Origin of the sequence: Synechococcus sp. BSA11S (genome assembly GCF_014224355.1) — a bacterium.
Lineage (GTDB): Bacteria > Cyanobacteriota > Cyanobacteriia > PCC-6307 > Cyanobiaceae > Regnicoccus_A.
The window spans coordinates 1-24,277 of sequence record NZ_VNWP01000013.1 but is presented as its reverse complement, the minus strand read 5'-3'; the positions used below and the strand labels follow the sequence as shown (position 1 = coordinate 24,277).

Genomic DNA, 24,277 nt, shown 5'->3' with positions numbered 1-24,277 from the left:
CGTTCAGATGCCCTCGCCCATCACCCCGGGAAGGTGGATGCCGCACTCCTGCTTGAGCCCCCCGAAGCGACTGGCCCGACCATCACCGCTGTCGGGACGGCTGGAATGCCAGTCGCCCACACTGGAGTAACCCTGTTCAAACAGGGGATGCTGGGGCAAGGCGTGGTTGTCCATGTAATAGAACACGTCCCGCGGGCCCCAGGAGAGCAGGGGACGGAGCGACCAGCGACCACGCACAGCATCCAGGGGTGCCATGGCGCCGCGGTGGTCGGTCTGGCTGCCGCGAACTCCACTGGCCCAGCAGTGCACCCCCAGCTCACGGAAAAGGCGATCGAGGGGCTCCACCTTGCGCAGGCGGTGGTAGGTCTGCAGGTCGTCCACCCGACCGGTTTCCCAGAGGCGGCCGTAGAGGGCTTCCATCCTGGCCGGGGAGAGCTCCGCCTGGGCCACCTTCAAGTTGAGATTCAGGGCCGTGCAGAGCCTGTCCGCGTAGTGGTAAGTCTCGCTGGGAAGATAACCGGTGTCCACCCAGATCACGGGGATCCGTTCATCCAGTCGGCTGACCATGTGCAGCAGCACCGCCGACTGAATCCCGAAACTGGTGGTGAGCGCAAAACCCTCCCCGAAGGTTTCATACCCCCAGGCCAGCTGCCGAGGGGCATCCAGAGGCTCCAGCACACGGCGGGCCTGTTCGGGATCGACGGCCCGGCCCAGCCGATCCGTCGGCAGCGGAGTCATGGTGAGGCTGGTCATGCTGACCATCATCTCCTCTGGGGCAACACCCCTGGTTAGGGTTTGATCAACAGCAGAGGGCAAGGCCTTTCGCCCATGGAGGAGTCCAGCAGCCGCCATGCCATGCGGCCGGTGCTGATCGCCGGCGGCGGCTTCGGTGGCCTCTACACCGCCCTGGCCCTGGCCTCCCGTCGCCACCATCCACCGATCCTGCTGGTTGAACCTCAGGAGCGGTTCCTGTTCCTCCCCCTCCTCTACGAGCTGCTCTCGCAGGAATTGCGCAGCTGGGAAGTGGCCCCCCGCTACGACACCCTGCTGGCCAGCCGTGGCATTGCCTGGCTGAAGGATCGGGTCAGCCGGATCGATGCGAGCGCTGGCTGCGTCCACACCGAGCAGGGCCGCCAGCTCCCCTATTCCCGGCTGGTGATCGCCACCGGCAGCCGCGGAACCAGCTACGGCATCCCGGGAGTGGAGGACCTGGCCATTCCCTTCCGCAGCCTGGCGGACGTGGAACGGTTGCAGGAGCTGGTGCAGCATCTGCGCAGCCACCCCAGGCCCCTGCAGCGGCTGGCGCTTGTAGGAGCCGGACCAAGCGGTGTCGAACTGGCCTGCAAGCTGGCCGACCTGCTCCGGGGCAGCACCGTGATCGAGCTGATCGAGCAGGGGCCCGATCTGCTGCCCCAGGCCAGGGCGTTCAACCGCGAGCAGGCCCGCTCAGCCCTGCTGCGTCGCGATGTGCGCCTGCGCACCCAGACCAGGGTGCTGGGCCTCGAGCCAGGCCGCCTCCTGCTCTCTCTGACGGCAGACAACGCCGCCGGCAGCGACGAGTCACTGCCGGTGGATGGAGTGATCTGGACCGCAGGCGTGACGGTGGCCCCCCCTCCGATCGAGCCCGTCGCCAGCCTCGACGCCCGGGGCCGCCTGCACTGTGAACCGACCCTGCAGTTGCGCGACCACCCCGGTGTGTTCGCGCTGGGTGATGTGGCTGACGTCGCAGATGCCGATGGAGCGCCCCTGGCGGCCACGGCCCAGGTGGCCTTTCAGCAGGCCGACTGCCTGGCGGAGAACCTGCTGCGCTCGCTTGAGGGCGAGCCACTGCAGCCCTTCCGCTGGAAGGATCTGGGCGAGATGATCAGCCTGGGCATCGGCGAAGCCAGCCTCACCGGCCTGGGGGTGACCCTGGCTGGGCCCGCGGCCTACAGGATCCGCCAGCTGGCCTACCTCTCCAGGCTGCCTGGCCTGCCGCATCAGTTGAGGGTGGCCGCAGGCTGGTTGAGCGATCTTGGCCGGCCCCTGCTGCCATCGCCACGATGATCCCGCCTGGGGCGACGGGTGCGCCGGCCGGATTGTTACTGGATGCCGTGGGAACGCTGATCGGCCTGCGGCGGTCGGTGGGCCACACCTATGCGGCCCTGGCCAGCCAACATGGCCTGATGGTGGAGCCGGTGGCGATCGATCGGGTCTTCCCAGGGGTTTTGCGCGCGGCACCGCCCCTGGCCTTCCCCGGCCTGGAGGGCCAGGAGCTGCTGGCGGCCGAGCGGCAGTGGTGGGGGCAGCGGATCGAAGACACCTTTCGCTCCACAAGCGAGGAGAACAGCGAGCTGGAGCTGCCATCGCAGCTGGCCCGGGAGCTGTTCGATCGCTTTGCCGAGGCTGATCTCTGGCAGGTCTACCCCGATGTGATCGAGCCTCTGAACCGCTGGCGCGGGGCCGGCCTGCGGCTGGCGGTGGTGAGCAACTTCGACCAGCGCCTGCATGGGCTGCTGCAGGCCCTCGGCCTGGCGGAACTGCTGGAGCTGGTGGTGGTCTCGAGCGCGGCAGGCGCCGCCAAACCCAGTCCGCGACCCTTTGAACTGGCGCTCGACGGCCTGGGGCTCAGCGCCGGGCAGGCCTGGCATGTGGGCGACAGCCCCGAGGATGTGGCCGGAGCCCGGGCGGCCGGCATCGTCTGCCTGCTGATCCGGCGCCCTTGAAACAGACGGTCCTCGCCGGGCGTGTCTCAGGCCTTCGGCCTGCCCAGAAACGGCGGCTGGAGCGTCTCGCCCATCGCCGCCACCCTGAGCAAGGGGGAGCCGACCTGCTGGGGCTGCAGCGGCTGGCGGCCGAGGCCCGGGAGCTGGCGTTGCCCCTCAGCCTGGTGGTGGATGGCCGGGGCCTCTGCCGCTTGCTGTGGGTGGGTCCCCTGGAGCAATCGGGTCGGTTGATCGAACGTCTGCCTGGCTCCGAACGGCGCCAGGGCCATGATCTGCGCCTGCTCAGCTGCATCGGCCGGGGCCAGTCGCTGGAGCCCCTGGGCAGTGAGGCCCTGGTGGGAATGGATCTCCAGCCGATGTTCTGGCTCCGCTACGGCGACAGGGCCCGCTCCGGCGGGCGCTGGCCCGCCGCCGTCTATGGGCTCAGCCGCGACGAAGCGCAGCCATGGAACTGCCGGATGGAGGGAGAGCTCGCCGACCTCTGCGATCCCGGAATCAACCCCGCCGACTGCGGCGACCTGGGGGTGGCCGATGGAGGCAACCAGACCCGTCAGGGTCCGGAGCGGGTGATGCTGCTGGCGCTGGTGAGCGGCGAGGAGAGCGACAGCCAGCGTGACATCGCCGAGCTGGAAGGGCTGGTGCGGAGCGCAGGTGGCCTTCCTGTGGGGGTGGTGCGCCAGAAGCGCCAGCAGGCTGCCCCCCAGACGCTCTGGGGCGAAGGCAAGCTGCGTGAAGCGGCCCTGGAGGCCAGGCGACTCGAGGCCAGCCTGGTGGTGACCGACCGGGAGCTGACACCGGTGCAGGCGCGCAACCTGGAGCGCCTGCTGGACCTGCCGGTGAGTGATCGCAGCGAGCTGATCCTCGATATTTTTGCCCAGCGGGCCGCCAGCAGCGCCGGGCGCCTTCAGGTGGAACTGGCCCAGCTGCGCTATCGCCTGCCCCGGCTGAGCGGACGCGGCCTGAGTCTCTCCCGCCAGGGCGGCGGCATCGGCACCCGGGGGCCGGGAGAAACCCAGCTGGAGAAAGACCGCCGCGCCATTGCCCGCCGGATCGAGCGATTGCAGCGCGACGTGGAGTGCCTGGGGGAGCACCGGGCTCGTTTGCGCGGAGGCCGGACTGGCCTGAAACGGCTGGCGCTGGTGGGATACACCAATGCGGGCAAGAGCTCCCTGCTCAATGCCCTGACCAGGCCCTTGGCCGGAGAGGAGGTGCTGGCGGAGAACAAGCTGTTCGCCACCCTGGATCCCACCACCCGCCGGCTGGAGCTGCCCGATGCCGGCGGAACGGTGCAGCGCCTTCTGCTCACCGACACGGTGGGATTCATCAGGGAATTGCCGCCGCCGCTGGTGGAAGCCTTCCGCTCCACCCTGGAAGAAACCCTCGAGTCCGACGGGCTGCTGATCGTTGTGGATCTGGCCGACCCGGCCTGGGCCACGCAGCTCAGGACCGTCCACACCATCCTCGATTCCCTCGGCAGTCACGTGCCCAGGCGGCTGGTGGCCAACCAGATCGATCGCTGCCCCGCCTCCGCCCTGGAGGAGGCCCGGGCTCTGGACGCGGATTCGGTGTTCGTTTCCGCAACGGGGGGCCTCGGGTTGCAGCACCTGCGCGAGATCCTGCAAAATTGGCCGCAATCCACATAGGAAATGCGTCCATGGAGGCACTGCTCCTGGTCGCCCTCCAGCCCCAGGCTCTGATCACCCTGCTGGTGCTGACCCTGGCGGTGGGGCTGTTCATCACCGGCTGGCTCGCCCCAGAGCTCACCGGCCTGCTGGCGGCGGGCCTGCTGATGGCCAGCGGGGTGCTCGAACCCGCCGAAGCCGTGCAGGGCTTCGGCAGCACGGCCCTGGTGACCCTGATGGGCCTGTTCGCCCTCTCCGCCGGTCTGTTCCGCTCCGGCGCCATGGATCGCCTGCGGGCCCTGATCGGCTCGAATGCGGTGCGCAGCCCCGGGCGAATGATCACCCTGATGGTGGCGGTGGTGGGCCCTGTCTCGGGCTTCATCCCCAACACCCCGATCGTGGCCACCCTGCTGCCTGTGATCGAGGGCTGGTGCCACCGTCACCGGATCGCTCCCTCGAAGGTGCTGCTGCCGCTCTCCTTCGCCACCGTGCTGGGGGGCACGCTCACGTTGCTGGGCAGCTCCGTGAACCTGCTGGCCAGTGAGGTCAGCAACAAGCTCGGCTACGGAGAGTTCGACCTGTTCAGCTTCACCGGCATCGGACTGGGGGTGTGGCTGGTGGGGGGAACGATGATGGTGCTCCTCGCTGATCGCCTCCTCCCCAACCGGGGGGTCGACGACAACGACCTGATGGGAGGGATGGCCCGCAGCGGTTACCTCACCGAGGTGCTGATTCCCAGGCGCTCGGAGTTGCTGGGCCGCTCGCTGCACGACAGCCGCCTGCAACGGCGGTTCGACCTCGACGTGCTGGAGCTGCACCGCGGCAAGGAGCGATTCCTGCCGCCCCTGGCGGACCTGTCCCTGGCTGAAGGCGACCGCTTGCTGCTCCGCTGCAGCCGTGAAGATCTGCTGCGACTGCAGCAGGAACGCACGGTCAGCCTGGCGCCGGCGAAGCTCGAAGACGGGGACCTGGAGGCGGTTGATCCTGCCAGCCAGCTCACCGTGGAGGTGCTGCTGCCCTCGGGATCCACCTTGCCCGGGGAAACCCTGCGGGATCTGCGCTTCCGCCAGCGCTACAACGCCACCGTGCTCGCCCTGCGGCGAGGCAACGCGGTGCTGCGCGAACGCCTGGGTCGGGTGGTCTTGCGCGATGGCGACGTGCTCCTGCTTCAGGCTCCCCGTGACGCGATCCGGGGCCTTCAGGCCAGCAACGACCTGGTGGTGCTGGAGCAGCTGGAGAAGGACCTGCCCTACGCCGGCCGCAAGGGGATCGCCCTGGTGATCGCCTTGCTGGCCATCCTGCTCCCCACCCTGCAAGTGATGCCGCTGGTGGCGTCGGTGCTGCTGGGGACCGTGGCGATGGTGGCCAGCGGCTGCCTGAGGCCGGGGGATCTGCAGCGCTCGATCCGCCTGGACGTGATCCTGCTGCTGGGCTCCCTGGCCAGTTTCAGCGTGGCCATGGAGAAAACCGGACTGGCGGCGGCCATCGCCCAGGCGATGCTCCTGCTGTTGAGAGGGTGGCCCGTGTTCTGGGCGCTGGCCGTGGTGTTCCTGTTCACCAGCCTGCTCACCGAGGTGATGAGCAATGCCGCCACGGTGGTCCTGCTGATCCCGATCGCCGCCCAGCTGGCTCAGGGGCTGGGCCAGGAGCCGATGGGTTTCATCTACGCCGTGCTGTTCGGGGCCAGCCAGAGCTTCCTCAGCCCGGTGGGCTACCAGACCAACCTGATGGTCTTCGGGCCAGGTCGCTATCGCTTCCTCGATGTGGCCCGCTACGGCATGCCCCTGACCCTCACCATGACCCTGCTGGTCCCCTGGCTGATCTGCGGCCAGTTCGGAATCTAGGCAGGCGGGTGCCTAACCTGGACTCCGGTCATGGTTACGGCGGCGGAACGGCGCCCTTTCACACCATGATCCACACCTCTCCCTCGCACCAGACGTTTTCCCCATGACGCTTCAACTCGGTGACACCGTTCCCGATTTCACCCAGGAGTCCCAGCTGGGACCCATCAATCTCTACGACTTCGCCGGCGACAGCTGGGTCGTCCTCTTCTCCCATCCTGCCGATTACACCCCGGTTTGCACCACCGAACTCGGCGAGGTCGCCCGACTGAGGCCCGAGTGGGAGAAGCGCAACGTCAAGACCATCGCCCTGAGCGTGGATTCCGCCGAAAGTCACAAGGGCTGGATCTCCGACATCAACGAGACCCAGTGCACCGTCGTCGACTACCCGATCCTGGCGGATTCCGACAAGACGGTCAGTGACCTCTACGGAATGATTCATCCGAACGCCCTCAACAACCTGACGGTGCGCTCGGTCTTCATCATCGATCCCAACAAGAAGCTGCGTCTGCAGATCACCTACCCGGCCAGCACCGGCCGCAACTTCACAGAGATCCTGCGGGTGATCGACTCCCTGCAACTCACCGACTACCACCAGGTGGCCACGCCGGTGAACTGGAAGGACGGTGAGGACTGCGTGGTGGTTCCTTCGATCGCCACAGAGGACGCGCGCACCAAATTCCCCAAGGGTGTCACCGAGATCAAGCCGTACCTGCGCATGACTCCTCAGCCCAACAAGTGAGTGTCGAGCCCGCCGGAGGGGCCACGGCCCTTCCGGCGGCGCCCGATGGGGGCTGGTCACAGAATGGCGCCGCACGCTGATGAAACTCGATGACCAACTGGTGGCGCTGGCAGGGAGCCGGAACGGCCGCGCCGGGGAGTTTCGCGGTGATCGGGGTCGGTCGTTTCGGCACAGCCGTCTGCAAGGAGCTGGTGCGCTGCGGGGCCGAGGTGCTGGCGATCGACAAGGAACAGCGAGCCATCGACGCCCTGCGTCAGGTGGATCCGGCCATCGAGGCACGCGCCCTCGACTGCACGGATGAGGAGGCCCTGAGGGAGGCGGGCGTTCTTGATCTCAGCACCGTGGTCGTGGGCATCAGCGAACCCATCGCCGCCAGCATCACGGCCACCTTGATCGTCAAGGACAGCGAAGGCAGCAAGGTGACGCAGGTGATCGCCCGAGCCACCAACGACCTGCACGAGAAGATGCTGCGCCGGGTGGGGGCCGACAAGGTGGTGTTTCCCTCGCGCATGCAGGGGGAGCAGCTGGCCCGGCAACTGGTGAGGCCCAACCTGCTGGAGCGGCTCAGACTCGACGACCGCAACAGCATCGAGGAGATCAAGGTGCCCCAGGCTTTCATCGGCCGTTCCCTGCGCGATCTGAACCTGCGCAAGAACTATGAGGTGAGCGTTCTGGCCGCGGGCCCGGAGAACAGGCTTTCAGTGAACCCCCCGGCCTCCCACGTTCTCAGCGAAGGGGATCTGCTGGTGGTGATGGGAACCGTCCAGGCCCTCGAAGGCTTGCCGCAGCTGTGATGGCCCCAGGGCAGCCCAGCCTGGTGCTGGGTCTGATGAGCGGCACCAGCGCCGATGGCGTGGATGCGGTGCTGGCCAGTTTTCAGCCTCCCCTGAGGCGTCCCCGCTGGCGCCTGCTTCACCACTGCTTCTGCCCTTACCCCAGGGATCTGCGCGATCGGCTGATCGCGGCCGGTCAGGGCCAGCCCCTGACGGCAGCCAGCCTGCTGGATCTGGCCGAAGCCGTGAGCGAAACTCAGGCCGACTGTGCCCGCCGCTGTGATCCGGAGGGCCGGGCCGAACTGGTGGGCTGCCATGGCCAGACCATCTGGCACCGGGCCCCGACGGGGGATCGGCGCGGCAGCAGCTGGCAGCTGCTGCAGGGTCCGCTGCTGGCCCAGCTGCTGGAGAGGCCGGTGGTGTTCGACCTGCGTGCCCACGACCTGGCCCTGGGCGGCCATGGCGCCCCACTGGTGCCGGCGGCCGATGCGGCCCTGCTGCCTCCGATCGGGGGTTGGCGGGCGGTGCTCAACCTCGGGGGCATCGCCAACCTCACGCTGCTGCCTCCTGCCGGGGGACCGGAACGCCAGCAGCCGGTGCGCGGCTGGGACTGCGGCCCCGCCAACACCCTGATCGATCTGGCGGTGAGTCGCTTCAGCCAGGGAACTCTCAGCTACGACGAGAACGGGGCCTGGGCCAGCCGCGGTGTCGTGCAGGAGGAGCTGATCCAGTCCTGGCTGCAGGAGTCCTACTTCCAGCTCCCGCCCCCGAAATCCACCGGTCGGGAGGATTTCGGTCTGCCGGATCTGGAGCGGCGGCTGCTGGCACTGGAGAACCAGGCGGCAGAGGCTGGAGCTCCCCTGAAGCCCGAGGATGCCCTGGCCACTCTCACCGCCTTCAGCGCGGCGGTGGTGGCGGCGGATCTCCGCCATGGGCCGCGGCCACTGGAGCTGGTGGTGGCTGGAGGAGGAGCCCGCAACAGGATGCTGATCGAGCAGCTCAGGCGGCGCTGCCGGGGGCTCTGGTTGCGCCCGCTTTCAGACCTGGGCCTCGATGAAGCCGCCCGCGAGGCCCTGGGCTTCGCCCTGCTGGCCTGGTGGCACCGCCACGGTCATGCCGGCTCCCTGCCCTCGGTCACCGGCGCCCGACGGGCGGCGGTGCTGGGGGTCCGGGCCGATCCCACCCTCTGATCGCTCAGAGGGGATCTCAGGAGCTGGACCGTGGCAGGCGCAGCCGGCGCGGCAGCCCCCGCAAGCGGCGGGGCTGGTTGCGCTCGCGGCGCTCCAGCTCCTGCCGGAAGCGCTCGGTGGGCCTGCCGGCAGGGCTGGAGCGCTCGCCCATCACAGGGGGGAGGGGCGCCACCACCTGCTCGAGGCTGTCGAGCCCGCGCTGGATCAGCACTTTGGCCATGTTGCTGACCGTTCGCGACTCAGCTTCTGCCGCTGCAGTCAGGCGGTCGCAGAGCTCTTCAGGCAGAACCACCTGGATGCGGGGGGACTTGGGGCGGCCGCTCGTGGAGGTCTGGCGAGTGGCCACAGCGGCAGGGATCCCACGTGTTACACACCAGTGTACAGAGATCCGATCGGATAGTATCCGGCACTAAGATCAAAGCGCTCCGAGCACGAGCCATGCCCAACAGCGCGGTCACGTCAGCGGCGGGACAGCCTCCCAAGCCCCGTCGCACCAAGGAGCGTCAAACCTCCCCACGCCAGGCCCCGACCCGAGGGGCCAGCTCCAGCGAGGTGCAGGTTTCCGCGGTGATCAGCACCTACCTGCTCACCCACCTGCATCACGTGCTGCAGCGCGCCGAGTTCACCGCCCTCCAGGAGGGCCGCCAGCCCCTGGCCGCCAACTACGCCCAGCTGCGCCAACAGCTCTGCCTGGAGGCCCGCAGTCTGGAGAGAGCTCCCAGCGGCGGCGAACCAGGAGAATCGGTGGAGCCGCCCCAGGCCGCCTGAAGGCTCCTCTAGCCTTGATCCCGGCTTTGCCTCACCAGGCCTCCCGTTCAGCGGCAGCATGCCAAGACAAGAACGAGGGGCCACCCGCCCAGGCCGGCCGGCGGTGCTCTTTCTCGCCCTGCTCTCCATCTCCTGGCTGATCCCGGCAGGCATGCTCGCGGCCGGTCTGATGGGGCAGCTGGGGGCCTTCCTGGTGCTGTCGCTGGCCGTGGTGATCTACGACACCCTCCAGGCGCTGTTCATCCTTGTGCTGGCCCGACAGGCCTGGCTCCAGCACAGAGCCATCCCGGAGGTGGCGCCCGAGCCACCTGCCCGCGCAGCTCCGGCGATCGCCGTGATCATCCCGGCCTGGAACGAAGCCGCCTCCCTGCCCGCCACCCTGGCGAGCGTGCTGAACCAGGTTCCCCAGCCCCAGCAGGTGATCGTCTGCGACGACGGCTCCACCGATGACACCCTGGTGAGCCTCGCCCAACGGTTCGACCTTGAGGGAGAGGGGCGACTCCACCGTTCGCGGCGCCATCCCAGTGTCTGGCTGCTGGCCAAGGAGCACCGCGGCAAAGGGGATTCGATCAACCAGGGGGTGGCCCTCAGCGCAGCCGAGGTGGTGCTGATCCTCGATGCCGACACTGAGCTGCTGCCCGGAGCCCTGGCGGCCCTGGGGAACAGCTTCGCCCGGGAACCCGACCTGGACGCGGTGAGCGGCACGCTGCTGCCACGCTGCCCCGCCACTCCACAGGGCCGCCTCTTCGCCGGCTTCCAGCGCTACGAATACGCCCGCAACCACCTCTGGCGCCTTGCCTGGAGCCAGCTGGGGGCCAGCCTGATCATCTCCGGGGCCTGCTCAGCCTTCCGCCGCACGACTCTGGTGGAGATCGGTGGTTTCGATCCCTCCAGCTGGGCCGAGGACTACGAAATCATGTACCGCCTGCAGCGCCACCGCCGCGACCAGGGAGAGCCCTGCAGGGTCAGGGTCCAGCCGGCCCTGGCGGTGCGCACCGAAGCCCCGGGCCGCGTGGGGGTGTTCCTGCGCCAGCGGCGGCGCTGGGCCGGTGGATTCCTTGAAACCCTGATTCGCTACCGCTCGATGGTGGGAAACCGCCGCTATGGACGGCTGGGGTTGCTGTACCTCGCCCACAACACCTTCAGCGTGGCCAACTTCCTCTACCCCCTCGCCTGGTTTCTCGCCGGTCTGGCGCTGCTGGCTGACCCTCCCGCCGGATTCGAGGCCCTCGGCCTGCTGGCCCTGGTCTCGGGGCTGGTGGGGCTGCTGCTCACGGGGCTCTCGACGCGCCTCTACCGGCTGGGCTTCGGCCGTGGGGAGGTTTCAGTGCAGGGTGCACTGATCGAGCTGATCCTCAGGCCCTTCTTCTATCTGCCCCTGAACGCCCTCAGCCATCTCTGGGGCTACACCAGCACCATGACCCGACGCCGGTCGTGGTGAGAGAGCGCTTCCGCCTTCGATCCAACAACAGCCAACAAATGCTGGCCACCCAGCGGAGGCCCGCCATAGGGTGCCGTTCAGACCGCTCAGGACGCGAGCAGGCCCCTGACCATGACCGAGCATCCCCCTGAACCCGCCCTCGCCGCCAACACCGCCGCGCTCTACGAGCGGATCCGGGGGGATGAGGCCCTGACCCAGGCGCTGTTCCGCCAGGCCTTGCAGGATCCCAAAGGCACGCTCGAGCGCATCATCGCCATGGGAACCCAGCTTGATCTCCCCGTCACCGAAGCCTCAGTTCGGCAGCATCTGGCCTCCCTCGACGATCCGGACAGCAAGCAGTGGCTGATCAAAGCCCGTGGCGGGCTCTGAGCCCAGGCCAGCGGGCACCCTCCTCCGTCATCTCCTCCGTCATCTCCTCCGTCATCTCCTCTGTCAGAGCAGTTTCCGTCCCCCAGGGGGCGACGGCTCAGCGGGAGCGGGCTGACTCTGGCGGGGGGCCTGGCGCAGCTCACGCCCCCCCTGGGCCCAGCTGAAGAACAGCCAGTAGCTCACGATCGCCAGTCCGGCGGCCACCACGAGCGCCGCCAGCTGCTCCAGACGTTTCACCATCGCAGGCGGTCCCTGGGGGATGGCCGTCAGTCTGGCCCGCAGCCGATCAGGGCCGGTTCCGGGCCATTGGCCGGTCCGAGCGGAGATGATGACGTTTCACTGCCGATCCGCCCAACCCGTGCTTCGTCTGGAACGTGTCTCGAAGATCTATCCCACCGGCGAGGTGCTGCGCGATGTCACCTGGGAGGTGAAGGGGGGAGATCGGGTCGGTCTGGTGGGGGTCAACGGCGCGGGGAAATCCACCCAGCTGCGGCTGATCGCCGGCCTGGAGGAACCCAGTGCGGGCCAGGTGGTCCGCCAGGGGAATCCGCGCATCGTCTACCTGCGGCAGGAGTTTGAGGTCGATCTCAGTCGCAGCGTGCGCGAGGAGCTGTTCCAGGCCTTCGGCGAAGCGGCCGAGGTGCTGATCCGCCAGCACCGGGTGGAAGAGGAGATGGCCAGTGATCAGGCGGCCACCGATCCGGCACACCTCGATGAACTGATCCATGAACTGGGCCGGCTGCAGAGCCGCTTCGAAGCCCTGCATGGGTATGAGCTCGACGCCCGCATCGACAAACTTCTTCCCACCCTCGGCTTCACCCCGGAGGGGGCCGAGGAGCCGGTGGGGGCTTATTCAGGCGGCTGGCAGATGCGCATCGCCCTGGGCAAGATCCTTCTTCAGGAGCCGGATCTGCTTCTGCTGGATGAGCCCACCAACCATCTCGACGTGGAGACGATCCAGTGGCTTGAGGGGTACCTGCTCAAGCAGGAGGTTCCGCTGGTGGTGGTCAGCCACGACCGGGCTTTCCTCGATCGGGTCTGCAACCTGATCGTCGAGACGGAGCGGGGGGTGTCCCGCACCTACCTGGGCAACTACAGCCAGCATCTCGAGCAGAAGGCCCTGGAACGGGAAGCCAGCCAGGCCGCCTTCGAACGGCAGCAGAAGGAACTGGCCAGCCAGCAGGCCTACATCGACCGCTTCCGGGCCAGTGCCACCCGCAGCACCCAGGCCAAGAGCCGCGAGAAACTGCTGGAGAAGGTGGAGCGGATCGAGGCCCCGCTTGAGGGGATCTCCGGGCCCCGCTTCCAGTTCCCGCCGGCTCCCCGCTCCGGACGCCAGGTGGCCGTGATCGAGGACCTCACCCACAGCTATGGCGACAAGATCCTTTTTCTCGGCGCCGAACTGGAGGTGGAGCGGGGTGATCGCCTGGCCTTCGTCGGTCCGAATGGGGCCGGTAAATCCACCTTGCTGCGCCTGGTGATGGGGCTGGAAGCCAGTGACGGGGGCAGGGCGCGGCTGGGGGAACACAACGTGGTGGCGGGCTATTTCGAGCAGAACCAGGCCGAAGCCCTCGATCTGAATCGCAGCGTGGTCGACACCCTCTTCGAGGCCGTCCCCGACTGGACCCAGACTCAGGTTCGCTCCCTCCTGGGCAACTTCGGCTTCAGCAACGAGGACGTGTTCAAGGAGGTGGGCCAGCTCAGCGGCGGCGAAAAAGCCCGGTTGGCCCTGGCCCTGATGCTGCTGACCCCCTGCAACCTGCTGGTGCTGGATGAACCGACCAACCACCTCGACATCCCCGCCAAGCAGATGCTGGAATCGGCCCTGAAGGCCTACGAAGGGGCCGCCCTGATCGTCTCCCACGACCGCTTCTTCATCTCCCAGGTGGCCAACCGCATCGTGGAGTTGCGCGACGGGGAACTGGTGCTGTACAGGGGCGACTACGCCTATTACCTGGAGAAGAAAGAAGAAGAGGCCGAAGCCGAACGCCTGGCTCGGGACTCGCAGGCCACCAAGGCCCGCCAGGAGGCCAATCGGAGGAAGCAGAAAGAGAAGAGCCGGGCACGCCGCGCCCGAGGCGACGGCGAAGCCTGAAAACGCAGACCGGCCTGGCGAAGCCGATCTGCGGAATTTCTCAACTAAGCACAGACAACTTCATCTTTCAGTAGGCAAGAAGACTCATTCTTCTGGACCCTGCTGAATGATCTCCATATCCTGACCTTATCCCCATTCACCAGGTCCGGCGCATGACCCATTCCTACAGCCATCCCCCCTCCAAGCACAGCGGAGCCGGATCGTTCCCGACCTCCACAGGCGTGGCCATGATCGCCAACGGCTCCACCCTCGCCGCAGACGACGGAGGCGATTCGGTGGAGAGCTACTTCGAGTGCATCACCACCTGCTCGCTCGATGACGGCGAGTGCATCACCCGTTGCGTGGAGACACTCCGGGAACACCACTGAGCCTCTCCAGGCACCAGCCGCCCCGGCAGGATGGGCAGACCCTGACAGAGAATCGGTAACTCTGTACCGGTCGCTACGCGAGCACTCGAAACACTTCGTAGCATTGGCGCGGCTTCACTGCCCCGTCGCGATGCCTCGTATGTCCGAACCGCTCGCCCTCAGCCTCGGCCAGCAATTTGAGCTGGAGCGCATGACCCGAATGATCGATTCCACCGGGGATCCCCAATCATTGCGTGCTCTGGCCAAGCAGCTGCTGCAGGCCTGGCACACCCAGAAAGCGGCCACTGAATGGATCATGCGCCAGCAACTGGGAACCCCCAGCCAGTTCGGGGGGCTGGGCAAATCCGGAGCAGGCTCATCCCGTGATCTCCCCACCCCGCCAAAGACCAACGGCTCGATGGATGTGCTCTGACCCCCTGTTCAGCCCGGAGGATTGAGGGGAGCAGCAGTCGTCCGGGAGCTCCCCGATCCTGCTCTCCCCGCTCCGATCACCTTCAGGGGAGACGACCGGTCTGCATCCCCGTGGGCACCACCTCGAGTTGAACCGGAGTGCCCGCTCGCAACACCCTGATCGACATCGGCCGTCCCACCCCATTGGCCTCAACGGCCTGAACCATCTGAGTCGGACCTGCCACCGGCTTTCCTGAGGCTGCAACGATCACGTCGCCAGTGCGCAGACCCGCCCTGGAGGCGGGGCCACCAGGCATCACCGACCGCACAAGGGCTCCTTGCTGCAACGTGCGCTTCATCTCCGGCGGGAGGTTGTCGAGCCCCACGCCGATCATGGGGTGACTGACCCGTCCCGTGGCCAGAAGTTGCTTGGCGATGTCCCTGGCCCTGTTGATCGGGATGGCGAACCCAAGGCCCGCTCCGGGACCTGAGCGCACCAGGGTGTTGATCCCAACCACTTCGCCATCGGCATTGAGGAGGGGGCCACCGGAATTGCCGGGATTGATCGCGGCATCGGTCTGAATCAGATCCAGGCGCTTGTCGGTGATGCCGAGCTTGGCCACGTTGCGGTTGAGATTGCTGACGATGCCCATGGTCACCGTGTTGTCGAGACCGAAGGGGTTACCCACCGCGATGGCCCAGTCCCCCACCTGGACAGCATCGGAATCGCCCAGCGGGGCCACCGGCCATGGTCCCGGCTCCACCAGCCTCACCAGGGCCAGATCGGTGAGGGTGTCGAGGCCGATCACCTTGCCCTCGGTGCGCCGTCCGTCCTTGAGACCGACAAAGACACGGTCGGTTTTCTCGACCACATGGGCATTGGTGAGGATCAACCCATCCGATTGAAAGATCACCCCGCTGCCCTGACCCCGCTCCGTGCGCTGACTGGGTGGCCGGGCCTGGGGAAAGAAGCGGCGGAAGAAGGGATCGAGCATCATTCCCGGGGGTAGTCCGCCGCTTCCGGGCCGAATCACCGTGCGCTCGGTGTCGATCGTGACCACGGCCGGGCCGGAGCGGCGGACCGCGTCGGCCACGAACGACTGGCGGGAGAGAGACGCCCCAGCCGCCGAAGGGCGGGACTGGGCGAGCAGAGGGGTAACCGGCAGCAGCGGGGCAGTCAGCAGCAGGCTCAGGGGCAGAACAGAGTTCAGAGACCGCCGCCAGACGGAAGTCATGGTCGTCACGTCAGGGCATCACACGGGCTTATCGGACCGTAACGGCGGTGGCGGGCCTGGCGGAAGGCCGGTCACCCGCCAAGGTGTGACGAAGTGCTCAGAGGACGAGTAACCCAGGGCGGCGGCTTAGGCCCTAGACTTAACGAAGATTTGTAAAAATTCATGGATACAAGTTCCGTCCTGCTGGTTTTTCTCGCCTTCGGCGCCGCCTGCAGCAGTCTCTGGGCCTGGAAGGTCGCCCAGGGAGCCACATCCAGGCAATGATGGGGGCGTGAGCGGGGTTTCCCCAGCACCTCCGAGCCGCCAATGGCACCGCTGATCTCTCAGATCTTTCCGATCCTCTACGGCGCCTGCATGCTGGTGCTGATCTGGCAGGCCTTCAAGGTGATGGCCCGGGGCTTCTCGGCCATTCCTCGCCCAAGCGATCCACGAATCCCAGCGTCCAACCCTGGGGCCTCCCCCCCCCCCGACGACATCGGCCCTCAGGCTGATCGCACCGGCCGGCTCACGATCCACCCGGAACTGCTGGATGCGGATGGGCGGATCACCTCTGAGGATCTGCTCACCGTGAGGTTCGGAAGCGACAACGATCCCCCCAGGCTCCCAACCGAATCAGACTGATCCCGACCCTGCATGGCTTGGGGCGACCGGTCGGGCTGGTACAACCGGGGGGGTGAACCCGAGTTCTGGCGGAGGCCGAGAATTGGATCAGAAAACACGCATCGTGGCTGCAGTGCTTCGCGGCCTGAAGCTGCCACCCCGCTTCCGTCTCCACCTGATCAAGGACGACCCCATACGTCTGGAGCTGAGCCTGACTCCCGCTTACGGAAAGGATCCCATCCTCGTGGGGCTCGTGGAATCCCAGGATCTGGTGGCCCGACGCGATCGGGAAGGCCGCATCCCCCGAGATCTGCAGGGCACCTGGGACTGGACCGTGCGACACGGCAAGGTGAGCACCGGCGGCTGGAATCCCTACCTCAAGGAAGCCCTGCAGACCATGTTCGAAACGGGTCTTCCGGCCATCGTCTACGAGGAGACAACCGGAGAGGCGTACCACCCGGTGGACGGGGCGCGACACGTGCGCTGATCGATCGTTCCTCGCCTCCGTGGTCATTCCAACGTGAGGCTACGAAACGTGGCCATCAACACCGTCCACCCCTGCAGGGGGCGTTAAAACAGTGGGATCCACTTCTTCAGATTTTCTTCATGTCATCTCTGGGCCTGTCCGTCGGGCCGCTCGTGCGCTTGCTGGCTTCCCTGGGATTGCTCAGCACCGCCCTGCTGGCTCTCGCCCTGCGGCTTCTGGGTTGAGCGGTCGTCAGCCGCTGCAGCCGCTTTCGCCTGCGGGGCCCAACACCCCCCGCTGACATCCATGGGCTTCCCTTCCAGCCACCTCGGGGAAGCCTTGCCGATCGATCCCCTCCTGCCGGAGATCCTGCTCCGTCTGCCCCCAGGCGGCACCCTTCTTCTTCAGGCCCCACCCGGGGCCGGCAAAACCACACGCGTCCCTCTGGCCCTGCTGCAGCACCTGGGCGTCCAGGAAGGCGGCGCCGAAACCATCCTGATGCTGGAGCCGCGTCGGCTGGCCGCCAAAGCCGCCGCCACACGACTGGCCGAAGCGCTTGGAGAACCGGTGGGCGCGCAGGTCGGCTACCGGGTGAGGTTTGAGCAGCGCTGCTCCCGGGCCACCCGCCTGGAGGTTCTCACCGATGGCCTGTTTCTGCGCCGCCTCCAGGACGATCCCGGCCTCTCCGGGGTGGCTGCGGTGATCTTCGATGAATTCCACGAGCGCGGCTCCGAAGCCGATCTGGCTCTGACCCTGCTGCGGGAGGCCCGCCCTCTGCTCAACCCGCGGTTGCGTCTGGTGGTGATGTCAGCCACCCTCAACCTCCAGCCCCTGAGCCAGCAACTGCCCGAGGCGGTGGTACTCAGCAGCGAGGGACGCAGCCATCCGGTGGACCTGCACTACCAACCGCCACGGGAGCGGGAACACCTCGGCTCCCAGGTGGTGCGAGCGCTGGAGAGCCACTGGCTGCAGCAGCCAGCCGAGCCCGGAACGGCCCTGGTGTTCCTGCCGGGCCAACGGGAGATCCAGCAGGTCCAGCGGGCGATCGAGGCCACCGGCTGGGGAGCTTGCACAGAAATCCATCCCTTGCACGGTGGCCTGTCGCTGGCGGCTCAGGGTCGCGCCATCGCGGCCGGGCGGCATCCAGACGGCAAGGTGGTGCTGGCCACCACCATCGCTGAGAGTTCCCTCACGATCGAGGGGGTTCGCCTGGTGGTCGACAGCGGCCTGAGCCGGCGCAGCCGCTTCGATCCGCGCACAGGCATGGACAGCCTGGTCACGCTGCCCGCCAGCCGGGCCAGTGCCGAGCAGCGCCAGGGCCGAGCTGGTCGCCTGGGGCCCGGCTGCTGCGTCCGGCTCTGGTCGGAGGCGGAGCAGCATCGTCGTGCGGCCCATGACCCTCCCGAGCTGCTGGAGGCCGACCCCCTGCCCCTGGTGCTGCAACTCGCCCGCTGGGGGGCCGGTCTCGGTGAAGCGTTGCCATGGCTGGATCCGCCCCCCCAGGCGGCCCTGCGCCAGGGGATGGAGCTGCTCACGCAACTGGGCGGTGTTGACCGGAAGGGGGTGCTTACCAACCATGGCCGGGCCATGGCCCGGCTGGGGGTTCATCCCCGCCTGGCCCACATGCTGCTGGAGGGTCAGCGCCTTGGCTTGGCCTCGCTGGCCTGCGAGCTGGCGGCCCTCCTGAGCGAGCGGGATCCCCTGGCAGGCCAGGAGGTGGGCAGTGATCTGATGGCACGCCTCGATTGGTTGCGCCAACCCAGACGAGACCCCAGGCGAGAAGCGATGAGACAGCTCTGCAGGCAGCTTGGGCAGCACCTCGGGGGCCACCCCCACTCAGCTGCTCCCCGCAGGATTGAAGCCGCGGCCGCAGACCAGTCGCTGACGGAGCGTGAGGCGGCAGCATGGCTGCTGAGCTGCGCCTATCCCGAGCGGGTTGCCTTGGCACGCCCGGAAGGAGATGGACGCTATCTGATGCGCAGTGGCCGCGGGGCCCAGCTGCCCCGGCAGGATCCCCTGGCCGGCCAAGCGGTGCTGGCGGTGGCCACGGCGGACAGCAGCGGTAGCGATGTGCGCATCCTTCAGGCCATCCCACTGGGGCGCCAGAGCCTGGAGGTGCTTCAGGAAGAGCAGGGGGAGGTGCGGTCGCTGGTGAGCTGGGAGCCTGCCGAGCGGCGGGTGCGGGCGGTGATCGAGCGGCGGCTGGGAGCTCTGGTCCTGGAGCGCCGCCCCTGGGACAGCCCACCCGAGCACGCCGTGCAGGCGGCGCTGCTGGAAGGCATCCGCTCGCTGGGCCTGGGGGTCCTTCCCTGGAGCCGCGACACCAGAGCCTTGCAGCATCGTCTCAGCCTGATCCACGTCCGCCGGGGCCTGCCCTGGCCCGATCGCCGCGATGCAGCGCTGGAGCGGCAGCTGGAGGTGTGGCTGGGGGATCAGCTGCTGGGCCTGCGCTCCCTGGATGATCTCCGCCAGCTGGACCTCAGGGAAGGGCTCTGGAGCGGCCTGAGCTGGGAGCGTCGCCAGGAACTGGAGCACTTGCTTCCCACGCATGTCACCCTTCCCACCGGCCGCCCAGCCCGCGTGGACTACGCCAGTGGCGAGCCTGTCCTGGCGGTGAAGCTGCAGGAACTGTTCGGGATCAGCGACGGTCCCCGGGTCATCGATGGCGAGCTGCCCGTGAGCCTGCACTTGCTCTCCCCTGCAGGCCGCCCGGTGCAGATCACTCAGGACCTCGGTGGGTTCTGGCAGGGAAGCTATGCCCAGGTGCGCCGGGAACTGCGTGGGCGCTACCCGAAACATCCCTGGCCCGAGGATCCAGCCCAGGCGGTGGCCACCGCCGCCACCAACCGCACCCTGATGCGCAGCCTGAGGCACCCGCCCACAGGCCCGTGACTCAGCCTGTGATGGAGCCGCTGGTCAACGCCCGCCACTGGAACGCCAGGGCCGCAGTCGGCAATCCGTACAAGCCAATCCCCAGCACCCCTTCGTCAAGACAGCTCCAAGATTCGTTACAGTTCATGAGCCCAATGGATCCATCCATGTCTGACGCCACCCAACCCCGCTTCGGTTTCGTCAACTTCGCAGAAACCTGGAACGGCCGCCTCGCCATGCTCGGTTTCGTCATCGGTCTGGCCACCGAACTGCTCACCGGGCAGGGCATCCTCTCCCAGATCGGTCTGGGTTGAGCAAGCCGAGCTCCATTCCAGCAACCCATCGTCTCCTTCAGCCGGAGGCGGTGGGTTTTTCATAGGGGGACAGTCAGCCTGAGCAGTCAGCCAGACTTGTCGGTGTCTTTGGGGGTTCGCGCCCTTGGCTCCATTCTTCGTCAAGAATCGGCGTGACGGATCCCGTCTGCTGAGCACAGCTCTGTTGGTCTGCGCAGCGGGCCTGACTCGCTTCGACCACCCGATCGGACGAGTCCTCTTTCTCGCGGCCTCCGCGATCAGTCTCTACTGGGGATACTGCTACGGGCGACTACAGCATTGACGCGCTTGGATTCGACCAGGATCAGCGATCCGGCGGCAGACGGGACCGGCCAGGCTCTCCCCCGCTACAGCGTCAGCGACCTGAATCGCTCGATAGGCACATTGCTGGAGCGCGGCTTCGCCCCCCGTTTTCTCCTGGAGGCCACGGTCGCGCGGCCACAGCTCAAGAAAGGCCACCTCTGGATGACCCTTGTCGATGAGGCTGCCTCGATTTCCGCCGTGGTGTGGGCCTCGCAACGGCCTCGCCTGAGCTTCACTCCAGCCGATGGCGACGGAGTCATCGTTGTCGGAAAGCTCAACTTCTGGGGCGCACGCGCCAGCCTCTGCGTGCAGGCCCTCGACATCCGCCCCAGCCTCAGCAGCGTTCTGCGCCAGTTCGAGCGAGTCAGGGAGCAGCTCGAGGGTACGGGCCTGTTCGAGCCCTCCCGTAAACAGCCCCTGCCGGATTGCCCAGCTGTGATCGCGCTGCTCACCAGCAGCCCCAGCTCCGCCCTGGCCGACATGCTGCGTACGGCTGCTGAACGCTGGCCCGCCACCAAGATTCTTGTGGTTCCGATTCCTGTCCAGGGCGCTGCTGTGAACACCATCTGCGCGGCTCTCAACGCGGTGGGGCAGGCGGCTGAACGGCTTGGCATTGAAGCGGTGGTCCTGGCCCGAGGCGGCGGCAACCGCGAGGATCTGGCTGTGTTCGACAGTGAGGAGCTGGCCCTGACCCTGGCGGCCCTGCCTCTACCGGTGGTCACCGGACTCGGCCACGAAGACGACACCACGATCGCTGACCTCGTGGCTGATTATCGTGCGGCCACACCAACTGCGGCCATCGTGGCCCTGCTGCCTGACCAGCGCACACTCCGCCAGGAGCTGCGGCAACGCCAGCAGCAACTGCATCAGATCCTTCGCTGGAAGCTGGATCGGGAGCAGCAACGGTTGGCCCTGCTGGGCCAGCGCCTGCAGCAGCTCCAGCCCCATGCCCTGTTGCAACGGCAGCTGGCCCTGCTGCTGCAGCGGCGTCAGCTGCTGGATGCCCTCTCTCCCAAGCAGCTGCTGAAGCGGGGGTTTTGCCTGGTGCGTGCTGAATCCGGCGAACTCCTGCGCTCGATCCAGCAGGTGGACGTCGACCAGATGCTGGTGGTGCAGTGGTTGGATGGAGCGGCCGCAGCCCGCGTCACCGAGCGCCGCCATGAGCCCCCAGCCCCATGAGCACCCGCAAGCGTCAACCCATCACCCAGACCTCCGAGGATGTCGCCCCGGCACCGGGCGGATCGACAGCTGACGACGCAGCCTGGCTGGAAGAGACCCGGCAGATGAGTTTTGCCCAGAGCCGCACAGCGCTTGAACTCACGCTGGCAGCGCTGCAGTCGGAGGATCTGGAGGTGGAAGCCATGGCAGGCCTTTACAAGCGAGCGGTGGCCTATGCCGATCGCTGCGAGCAGGTGCTCCTTCAGGTGCAGCAGCAGGTGGAAGAACTCGATCTCAAGGCCCTGGAGGCCCAACCATGACCCCTGCCAGCAACCCAGCCGGCGAAACAAGCAACACAGGGATCACAACTCCCCTGGTGCCGTCCCCCTGGTTGCAGTGGCTTTATCTGGCCCTGGCCGTGGGCGGAGCTGTTTTCCCCTGGTTGGCCAACGCCGACTACATCCGTGAATACGGCCAAGCGTTCGATCTGACGCAGTTCATCGAATTGGCCAACGTCAATCCGGCAGCGCGTTCTCTGTCCAGGGATCTGCTGATCGGGGCATCGGCCATCACGATCTGGATCATCGTGGAGGCCCGCCGGCTGAAGATGCGAGGACTTTGGATCGTGCTGCTTGGCAGCGTGACGATCGCCTTCGCCTTCGCTGCGCCATTCTTTCTGTTTCTGAGGGAACGCCGCCTGCTGGAGATCAGCCGTGGAGCATCCACGCAGCCTTGAGCGATCAGGTGATTGGTTGAGGTCGATGAACAAGCTCACCCCCCCTAACCGAATAGCACAAAAAGACCGATTAGCAAAAAAAGGCTGACCCAGCTCAAAAAGCGGACTGATTGCAGTTCAACTCAGCACTCAGTGGGCATCGACGTCGTGAGATTCAACATCGATGGTGACATCGCTGACGTCGAGATTGGCATTGCTGAGTGGTTCAGATTGTCTGCCGCCGCCAGACCGCCGCAAGAAGCTGGCAAGATCCGAAGGCGGTCGCTCGACCAAAGGATCATTCTGGACAAAAGGATTTGACTCAGCACCGTTGTTCTCTGACAGGGGAGCGCCACACCCCGGGCATTGGCTGGTCGCCAGGCTGGTCAGACCGCAGACGGTGCAGGTGCGAACCCGTCGCCTGAGGATCTGAAAGGCCACAGCCCCTGCGCCAGCCAGAAGCAGAGGGAGCAGGAGAACCGCCAGGGTGAGGCCTCCGAGCAGATCGAGAAGGAGACGCCCCAGGGGAGTGGGAGCGGCCAGCACCAGGAGAGCAAGCAGGATCCAGAACCAAGGCAGCTGACGGGACATCAGCGCTGGAAGCGGGAATCACGCTCCAGCCAGCGCTCAAGAGCGGCGAGGGCCTCCACCCCAGCCCAGGCACATGCCAGTGCCGCCACAAGGAAGGTGGCGACGAAGCCCACCATCACCAGGACAGGAACCAGGGTCAAGGTGAAGAAGGCACCCAGTACACAGGCGCCAATGCCGGCACACAGCAGCACCACGGCTGTTGGTAGGGGGCGCAGCGTCAAGCTTGATTTGGCCACATCCATCTGCTCAGCTTGACTGATCGTCGCGCACATCCGCCAATTTTCCTACCGAAGGACGGTGCGGATCCCCGAAGCCGAAGGAGGATCAGCGTTCGTCGGAGGGAAGATCACGGCGGCTCGGTTGATCCCGCTCGAGGCCGGAGCGAAGTTCAAACCACTCGGCTGTTGGGGCCCCAGGGGTGCTCAACACAACGCTGTAAGCTACCCCAAAATAATAGATCAATCCCAACAACCAGACCCAAAGCGTCAGGACAAGCACCCCACCGATGAATCCATAGGCTTGAAATCTCGCCCCAAGCGAAACAATGCTTCGGCCAACAGCAAAGTTCAGCAAAGTGTAAGCAGCTCCCACCAGGAAGGAACCGGGCAACAGAAGCTGCCAGCTGATTCGCCAGGATGGCAAGAGGCGCAGCAGCCCAAGAGAGACCAAGGAAGCCACAAACAATGAGACAAAGAAATCAGCAAGCGGCGAGACGGGGAAAAGGTACTGGGAAGCCCAGTCAACAGGCGCAGCTGTCAATCCTCGCCAAGTCTGAAACCCTGTGAAGCGCAGGTTGACCGTGAGTTGATCTATCACAAAGAGGGCGCCCACTGCCAGCAGGAACATCGTGGCCTTGAGGCGCAAGATCAGAAAGCGCCTGAGCGCCTGTAGCACATTCTGAAACAGAGGCCTCTCCACCACTGCATCCTTGCCCTGCTGGTGCCGCTTAAAGCGGATGGACCATAGATGATCAGTCCCACGCTGCAGGCTCAGGTAGGCATTGCTCGCCGTGATCAACAACACGGCCAGACCGAGAGCACCAGCACCGCCCCGCTGCCTGTAGAGCTGCTCCAGCGTGGTTCGAACAATCTTCTGAGCTGAGCCAGGCAATACTTGAGAAGTTAGATCGAGAATCTGACCTGTCAAACCATCATCACGGCCAAGAATCCAACTCGCCAAAGAAAGAATAATCAGCAGAATGGGGAAGAAAGATTGAAGAGTATGGTAAGCAAAAGCCGCACTCAGATCGACACAGTCAAAATGATCCCAGAGTCGGCACGACCACCAGAGCCTCTGAACGAATCGCCTCAACCGTTTCGTGGCACGATCAACTTGTTGATCGAACTCCGAAGGATCCACAAGGTGTCAGCAGCTGTCATCCAGCCAGCCTAAACGATCTGACGCAAACAACCATTCGAGCCTCCTGTTTCTTGCTGCTACCCGCCCCTTCCACAGGGGCATCATCGGAATCCAAGACACAAAAAAAGCCGCCCTAGGGCGGCTTTTTTGAGCAATCAAATGTTTTTATCCTGGCATTGAGCTATTTTTGCAGGAAGCTACCCTCCAACTATCTTCGCCGCTACTGCGTTTCACATCCGAGTTCGAGATGGGTCGGAGTGGGTCCACAGTGCCATGAACACCAGGAAAGATTCTGATCGCTCTCAGGTGAATCCTGAGAACTACATAGGTAATGGTTCAAGCT

27 protein-coding genes and 1 rRNA gene are annotated in these 24,277 nt (G+C 66.2%); 20 read left to right on the top strand and 8 right to left on the bottom strand.

The window, feature by feature from the left end; all coding sequences use genetic code 11:
- Nucleotides 1–3: 3 nt before the first annotated feature.
- Complete coding sequence (locus tag FPZ61_RS11580; protein ID WP_255441562.1) at nt 4–753, bottom strand: phosphoadenylyl-sulfate reductase; 750 nt, start codon at nt 751–753, stop codon at nt 4–6.
- Nucleotides 754–828: 75 nt separating this feature from the next.
- Between FPZ61_RS11580 and FPZ61_RS11575 the strand changes: the two genes are divergently transcribed.
- The 7 genes from FPZ61_RS11575 to FPZ61_RS11545 all read left to right on the top strand — a co-directional run bounded on the left by FPZ61_RS11575 (nt 829) and on the right by FPZ61_RS11545 (nt 8,873).
- The gene (locus FPZ61_RS11575) at nt 829–2,046 is read left to right on the top strand and encodes an NAD(P)/FAD-dependent oxidoreductase (RefSeq protein ID WP_185466741.1); all 1,218 of its coding nucleotides are present in this window, start codon (nt 829–831) and stop codon (nt 2,044–2,046) included.
- A gap of 47 nt (nt 2,047–2,093) precedes the next feature.
- The gene (locus FPZ61_RS11570) at nt 2,094–2,705 is read left to right on the top strand and encodes an HAD-IA family hydrolase (RefSeq protein ID WP_370593434.1); all 612 of its coding nucleotides are present in this window, start codon (nt 2,094–2,096) and stop codon (nt 2,703–2,705) included.
- Nucleotides 2,702–4,348, top strand: coding sequence for a GTPase HflX (gene hflX, locus FPZ61_RS11565; protein WP_185466739.1), 1,647 nt, complete (start codon nt 2,702–2,704; stop codon nt 4,346–4,348). The genes FPZ61_RS11570 and hflX overlap by 4 nt, the downstream gene beginning before the upstream one ends.
- An 11-nt stretch (nt 4,349–4,359) precedes the next feature.
- Nucleotides 4,360–6,171, top strand: coding sequence for an SLC13 family permease (locus FPZ61_RS11560; RefSeq protein WP_185466738.1), 1,812 nt, complete (start codon nt 4,360–4,362; stop codon nt 6,169–6,171).
- A gap of 103 nt (nt 6,172–6,274) precedes the next feature.
- The gene (locus FPZ61_RS11555; RefSeq protein ID WP_185466737.1) at nt 6,275–6,910 is read left to right on the top strand and encodes a peroxiredoxin; all 636 of its coding nucleotides are present in this window, start codon (nt 6,275–6,277) and stop codon (nt 6,908–6,910) included.
- An 89-nt stretch (nt 6,911–6,999) separates the two neighbouring features.
- Entirely contained in the window at nt 7,000–7,704 is a 705-nt protein-coding gene (locus FPZ61_RS11550; protein WP_185466736.1) for a TrkA family potassium uptake protein, read from the top strand.
- Nucleotides 7,704–8,873: an anhydro-N-acetylmuramic acid kinase gene (locus FPZ61_RS11545; RefSeq protein ID WP_185466735.1), complete on the top strand. Its 1,170-nt coding sequence runs from the start codon at nt 7,704–7,706 to the stop codon at nt 8,871–8,873. Before FPZ61_RS11550 ends, FPZ61_RS11545 begins: the two co-directional genes overlap by 1 nt.
- 16 nt (nt 8,874–8,889) lie before the next feature.
- Here FPZ61_RS11545 and FPZ61_RS11540 read toward each other — a convergent pair whose 3' ends face one another.
- Nucleotides 8,890–9,219, bottom strand: a complete 330-nt coding sequence (locus tag FPZ61_RS11540) for a hypothetical protein (RefSeq protein ID WP_185466734.1) — start codon at nt 9,217–9,219, stop codon at nt 8,890–8,892.
- Between the two features lie 92 nt (nt 9,220–9,311).
- Between FPZ61_RS11540 and FPZ61_RS11535 the strand changes: the two genes are divergently transcribed.
- The 3 genes from FPZ61_RS11535 (at nt 9,312) to FPZ61_RS11525 (ending at nt 11,451) form a co-directional block, all read left to right on the top strand.
- Nucleotides 9,312–9,641, top strand: coding sequence for a hypothetical protein (locus tag FPZ61_RS11535; protein ID WP_185466733.1), 330 nt, complete (start codon nt 9,312–9,314; stop codon nt 9,639–9,641).
- Between the two features lie 103 nt (nt 9,642–9,744).
- A complete protein-coding gene (locus FPZ61_RS11530; protein ID WP_185474834.1) occupies nt 9,745–11,082 on the top strand; it encodes a glycosyltransferase family 2 protein in 1,338 nt (445 codons plus the stop codon).
- A gap of 111 nt (nt 11,083–11,193) precedes the next feature.
- Nucleotides 11,194–11,451 (top strand): hypothetical protein, encoded by a 258-nt coding sequence (locus FPZ61_RS11525; protein ID WP_185466731.1) that lies wholly within the window; start codon nt 11,194–11,196, stop codon nt 11,449–11,451.
- Between the two features lie 63 nt (nt 11,452–11,514).
- Here the strand turns inward: FPZ61_RS11525 and FPZ61_RS11520 are convergent, their stop codons facing one another.
- Nucleotides 11,515–11,691, bottom strand: coding sequence for a hypothetical protein (locus tag FPZ61_RS11520; protein WP_185466730.1), 177 nt, complete (start codon nt 11,689–11,691; stop codon nt 11,515–11,517).
- An 85-nt stretch (nt 11,692–11,776) separates the two neighbouring features.
- Here FPZ61_RS11520 and FPZ61_RS11515 point away from each other — a divergent pair, with 85 nt between their 5' ends.
- The 3 genes from FPZ61_RS11515 to FPZ61_RS11505 all read left to right on the top strand — a co-directional run bounded on the left by FPZ61_RS11515 (nt 11,777) and on the right by FPZ61_RS11505 (nt 14,326).
- Nucleotides 11,777–13,546: an ABC-F family ATP-binding cassette domain-containing protein gene (locus FPZ61_RS11515; protein ID WP_185466729.1), complete on the top strand. Its 1,770-nt coding sequence runs from the start codon at nt 11,777–11,779 to the stop codon at nt 13,544–13,546.
- 152 nt (nt 13,547–13,698) lie between these two features.
- Nucleotides 13,699–13,914, top strand: a complete 216-nt coding sequence (locus tag FPZ61_RS11510; protein WP_185466804.1) for a hypothetical protein — start codon at nt 13,699–13,701, stop codon at nt 13,912–13,914.
- 139 nt (nt 13,915–14,053) lie between these two features.
- Nucleotides 14,054–14,326, top strand: a complete 273-nt coding sequence (locus tag FPZ61_RS11505) for a hypothetical protein (protein WP_185466791.1) — start codon at nt 14,054–14,056, stop codon at nt 14,324–14,326.
- 82 nt (nt 14,327–14,408) lie between these two features.
- Here the strand turns inward: FPZ61_RS11505 and FPZ61_RS11500 are convergent, their stop codons facing one another.
- The gene (locus FPZ61_RS11500; RefSeq protein ID WP_185466728.1) at nt 14,409–15,539 is read right to left on the bottom strand and encodes a trypsin-like peptidase domain-containing protein; all 1,131 of its coding nucleotides are present in this window, start codon (nt 15,537–15,539) and stop codon (nt 14,409–14,411) included.
- Nucleotides 15,540–15,845: 306 nt separating this feature from the next.
- On the opposite strand from FPZ61_RS11500, the gene FPZ61_RS11495 reads away from it, so the two are divergent.
- The 7 genes from FPZ61_RS11495 (at nt 15,846) to FPZ61_RS11465 (ending at nt 22,005) form a co-directional block, all read left to right on the top strand.
- On the top strand, nt 15,846–16,160 hold the full coding sequence (locus FPZ61_RS11495) for a DUF2973 domain-containing protein (protein ID WP_185466727.1): 315 nt from the start codon (nt 15,846–15,848) through the stop codon (nt 16,158–16,160).
- A gap of 82 nt (nt 16,161–16,242) precedes the next feature.
- Complete coding sequence (locus FPZ61_RS11490; protein ID WP_037979909.1) at nt 16,243–16,626, top strand: hypothetical protein; 384 nt, start codon at nt 16,243–16,245, stop codon at nt 16,624–16,626.
- Nucleotides 16,627–16,911: 285 nt separating this feature from the next.
- Nucleotides 16,912–19,497 (top strand): ATP-dependent helicase HrpB, encoded by a 2,586-nt coding sequence (hrpB, locus tag FPZ61_RS11485; protein ID WP_185474833.1) that lies wholly within the window; start codon nt 16,912–16,914, stop codon nt 19,495–19,497.
- 146 nt (nt 19,498–19,643) lie between these two features.
- Nucleotides 19,644–19,790, top strand: a complete 147-nt coding sequence (locus FPZ61_RS11480; RefSeq protein ID WP_006172180.1) for a chlorophyll a/b-binding protein — start codon at nt 19,644–19,646, stop codon at nt 19,788–19,790.
- 306 nt (nt 19,791–20,096) lie between these two features.
- On the top strand, nt 20,097–21,290 hold the full coding sequence (gene xseA, locus FPZ61_RS11475) for an exodeoxyribonuclease VII large subunit (RefSeq protein WP_221630098.1): 1,194 nt from the start codon (nt 20,097–20,099) through the stop codon (nt 21,288–21,290).
- Nucleotides 21,287–21,589 carry an exodeoxyribonuclease VII small subunit gene (xseB, locus tag FPZ61_RS11470; protein WP_185466725.1) on the top strand — a complete coding sequence of 101 codons (303 nt, stop codon included), beginning with the start codon at nt 21,287–21,289 and terminating at the stop codon, nt 21,587–21,589. The genes xseA and xseB overlap by 4 nt, the downstream gene beginning before the upstream one ends.
- Entirely contained in the window at nt 21,586–22,005 is a 420-nt protein-coding gene (locus tag FPZ61_RS11465; protein ID WP_185466724.1) for a DUF2834 domain-containing protein, read from the top strand. The genes xseB and FPZ61_RS11465 overlap by 4 nt, the downstream gene beginning before the upstream one ends.
- A gap of 129 nt (nt 22,006–22,134) precedes the next feature.
- Here the strand turns inward: FPZ61_RS11465 and FPZ61_RS11460 are convergent, their stop codons facing one another.
- The 4 genes from FPZ61_RS11460 to rrf all read right to left on the bottom strand — a co-directional run bounded on the left by FPZ61_RS11460 (nt 22,135) and on the right by rrf (nt 24,219).
- The gene (locus FPZ61_RS11460) at nt 22,135–22,425 is read right to left on the bottom strand and encodes a hypothetical protein (protein ID WP_185466723.1); all 291 of its coding nucleotides are present in this window, start codon (nt 22,423–22,425) and stop codon (nt 22,135–22,137) included.
- Between the two features lie 149 nt (nt 22,426–22,574).
- Nucleotides 22,575–22,796 carry a glypican gene (locus tag FPZ61_RS11455; protein WP_255441561.1) on the bottom strand — a complete coding sequence of 74 codons (222 nt, stop codon included), beginning with the start codon at nt 22,794–22,796 and terminating at the stop codon, nt 22,575–22,577.
- Nucleotides 22,797–22,899: 103 nt separating this feature from the next.
- Nucleotides 22,900–23,934, bottom strand: coding sequence for a YihY/virulence factor BrkB family protein (locus tag FPZ61_RS11450; protein ID WP_185466722.1), 1,035 nt, complete (start codon nt 23,932–23,934; stop codon nt 22,900–22,902).
- A 168-nt stretch (nt 23,935–24,102) separates the two neighbouring features.
- Nucleotides 24,103–24,219 (bottom strand): 5S ribosomal RNA (rrf, locus tag FPZ61_RS11445).
- Nucleotides 24,220–24,277 lie beyond the last annotated feature (58 nt).

Coding starts and splice junctions, on each gene's coding strand:
- hrpB (WP_185474833.1), top strand. CDS start 16,912: ATGGGCTTCCCTTCCAGCCACCTCGGGGAAGCCTTGCCGATCGATCCC.
- FPZ61_RS11550 (WP_185466736.1), top strand. CDS start 7,000: ATGACCAACTGGTGGCGCTGGCAGGGAGCCGGAACGGCCGCGCCGGGG.
- xseB (WP_185466725.1), top strand. CDS start 21,287: ATGAGCACCCGCAAGCGTCAACCCATCACCCAGACCTCCGAGGATGTC.
- FPZ61_RS11520 (WP_185466730.1), bottom strand. CDS start 11,691: ATGGTGAAACGTCTGGAGCAGCTGGCGGCGCTCGTGGTGGCCGCCGGA.
- FPZ61_RS11545 (WP_185466735.1), top strand. CDS start 7,704: ATGGCCCCAGGGCAGCCCAGCCTGGTGCTGGGTCTGATGAGCGGCACC.
- FPZ61_RS11535 (WP_185466733.1), top strand. CDS start 9,312: ATGCCCAACAGCGCGGTCACGTCAGCGGCGGGACAGCCTCCCAAGCCC.
- FPZ61_RS11560 (WP_185466738.1), top strand. CDS start 4,360: ATGGAGGCACTGCTCCTGGTCGCCCTCCAGCCCCAGGCTCTGATCACC.
- FPZ61_RS11505 (WP_185466791.1), top strand. CDS start 14,054: ATGTCCGAACCGCTCGCCCTCAGCCTCGGCCAGCAATTTGAGCTGGAG.
- FPZ61_RS11515 (WP_185466729.1), top strand. CDS start 11,777: ATGATGACGTTTCACTGCCGATCCGCCCAACCCGTGCTTCGTCTGGAA.
- FPZ61_RS11495 (WP_185466727.1), top strand. CDS start 15,846: ATGGCACCGCTGATCTCTCAGATCTTTCCGATCCTCTACGGCGCCTGC.
- FPZ61_RS11555 (WP_185466737.1), top strand. CDS start 6,275: ATGACGCTTCAACTCGGTGACACCGTTCCCGATTTCACCCAGGAGTCC.
- FPZ61_RS11575 (WP_185466741.1), top strand. CDS start 829: ATGGAGGAGTCCAGCAGCCGCCATGCCATGCGGCCGGTGCTGATCGCC.
- FPZ61_RS11510 (WP_185466804.1), top strand. CDS start 13,699: ATGACCCATTCCTACAGCCATCCCCCCTCCAAGCACAGCGGAGCCGGA.
- FPZ61_RS11500 (WP_185466728.1), bottom strand. CDS start 15,539: ATGACTTCCGTCTGGCGGCGGTCTCTGAACTCTGTTCTGCCCCTGAGC.
- FPZ61_RS11480 (WP_006172180.1), top strand. CDS start 19,644: ATGTCTGACGCCACCCAACCCCGCTTCGGTTTCGTCAACTTCGCAGAA.
- FPZ61_RS11465 (WP_185466724.1), top strand. CDS start 21,586: ATGACCCCTGCCAGCAACCCAGCCGGCGAAACAAGCAACACAGGGATC.
- FPZ61_RS11580 (WP_255441562.1), bottom strand. CDS start 753: ATGACCAGCCTCACCATGACTCCGCTGCCGACGGATCGGCTGGGCCGG.
- FPZ61_RS11525 (WP_185466731.1), top strand. CDS start 11,194: ATGACCGAGCATCCCCCTGAACCCGCCCTCGCCGCCAACACCGCCGCG.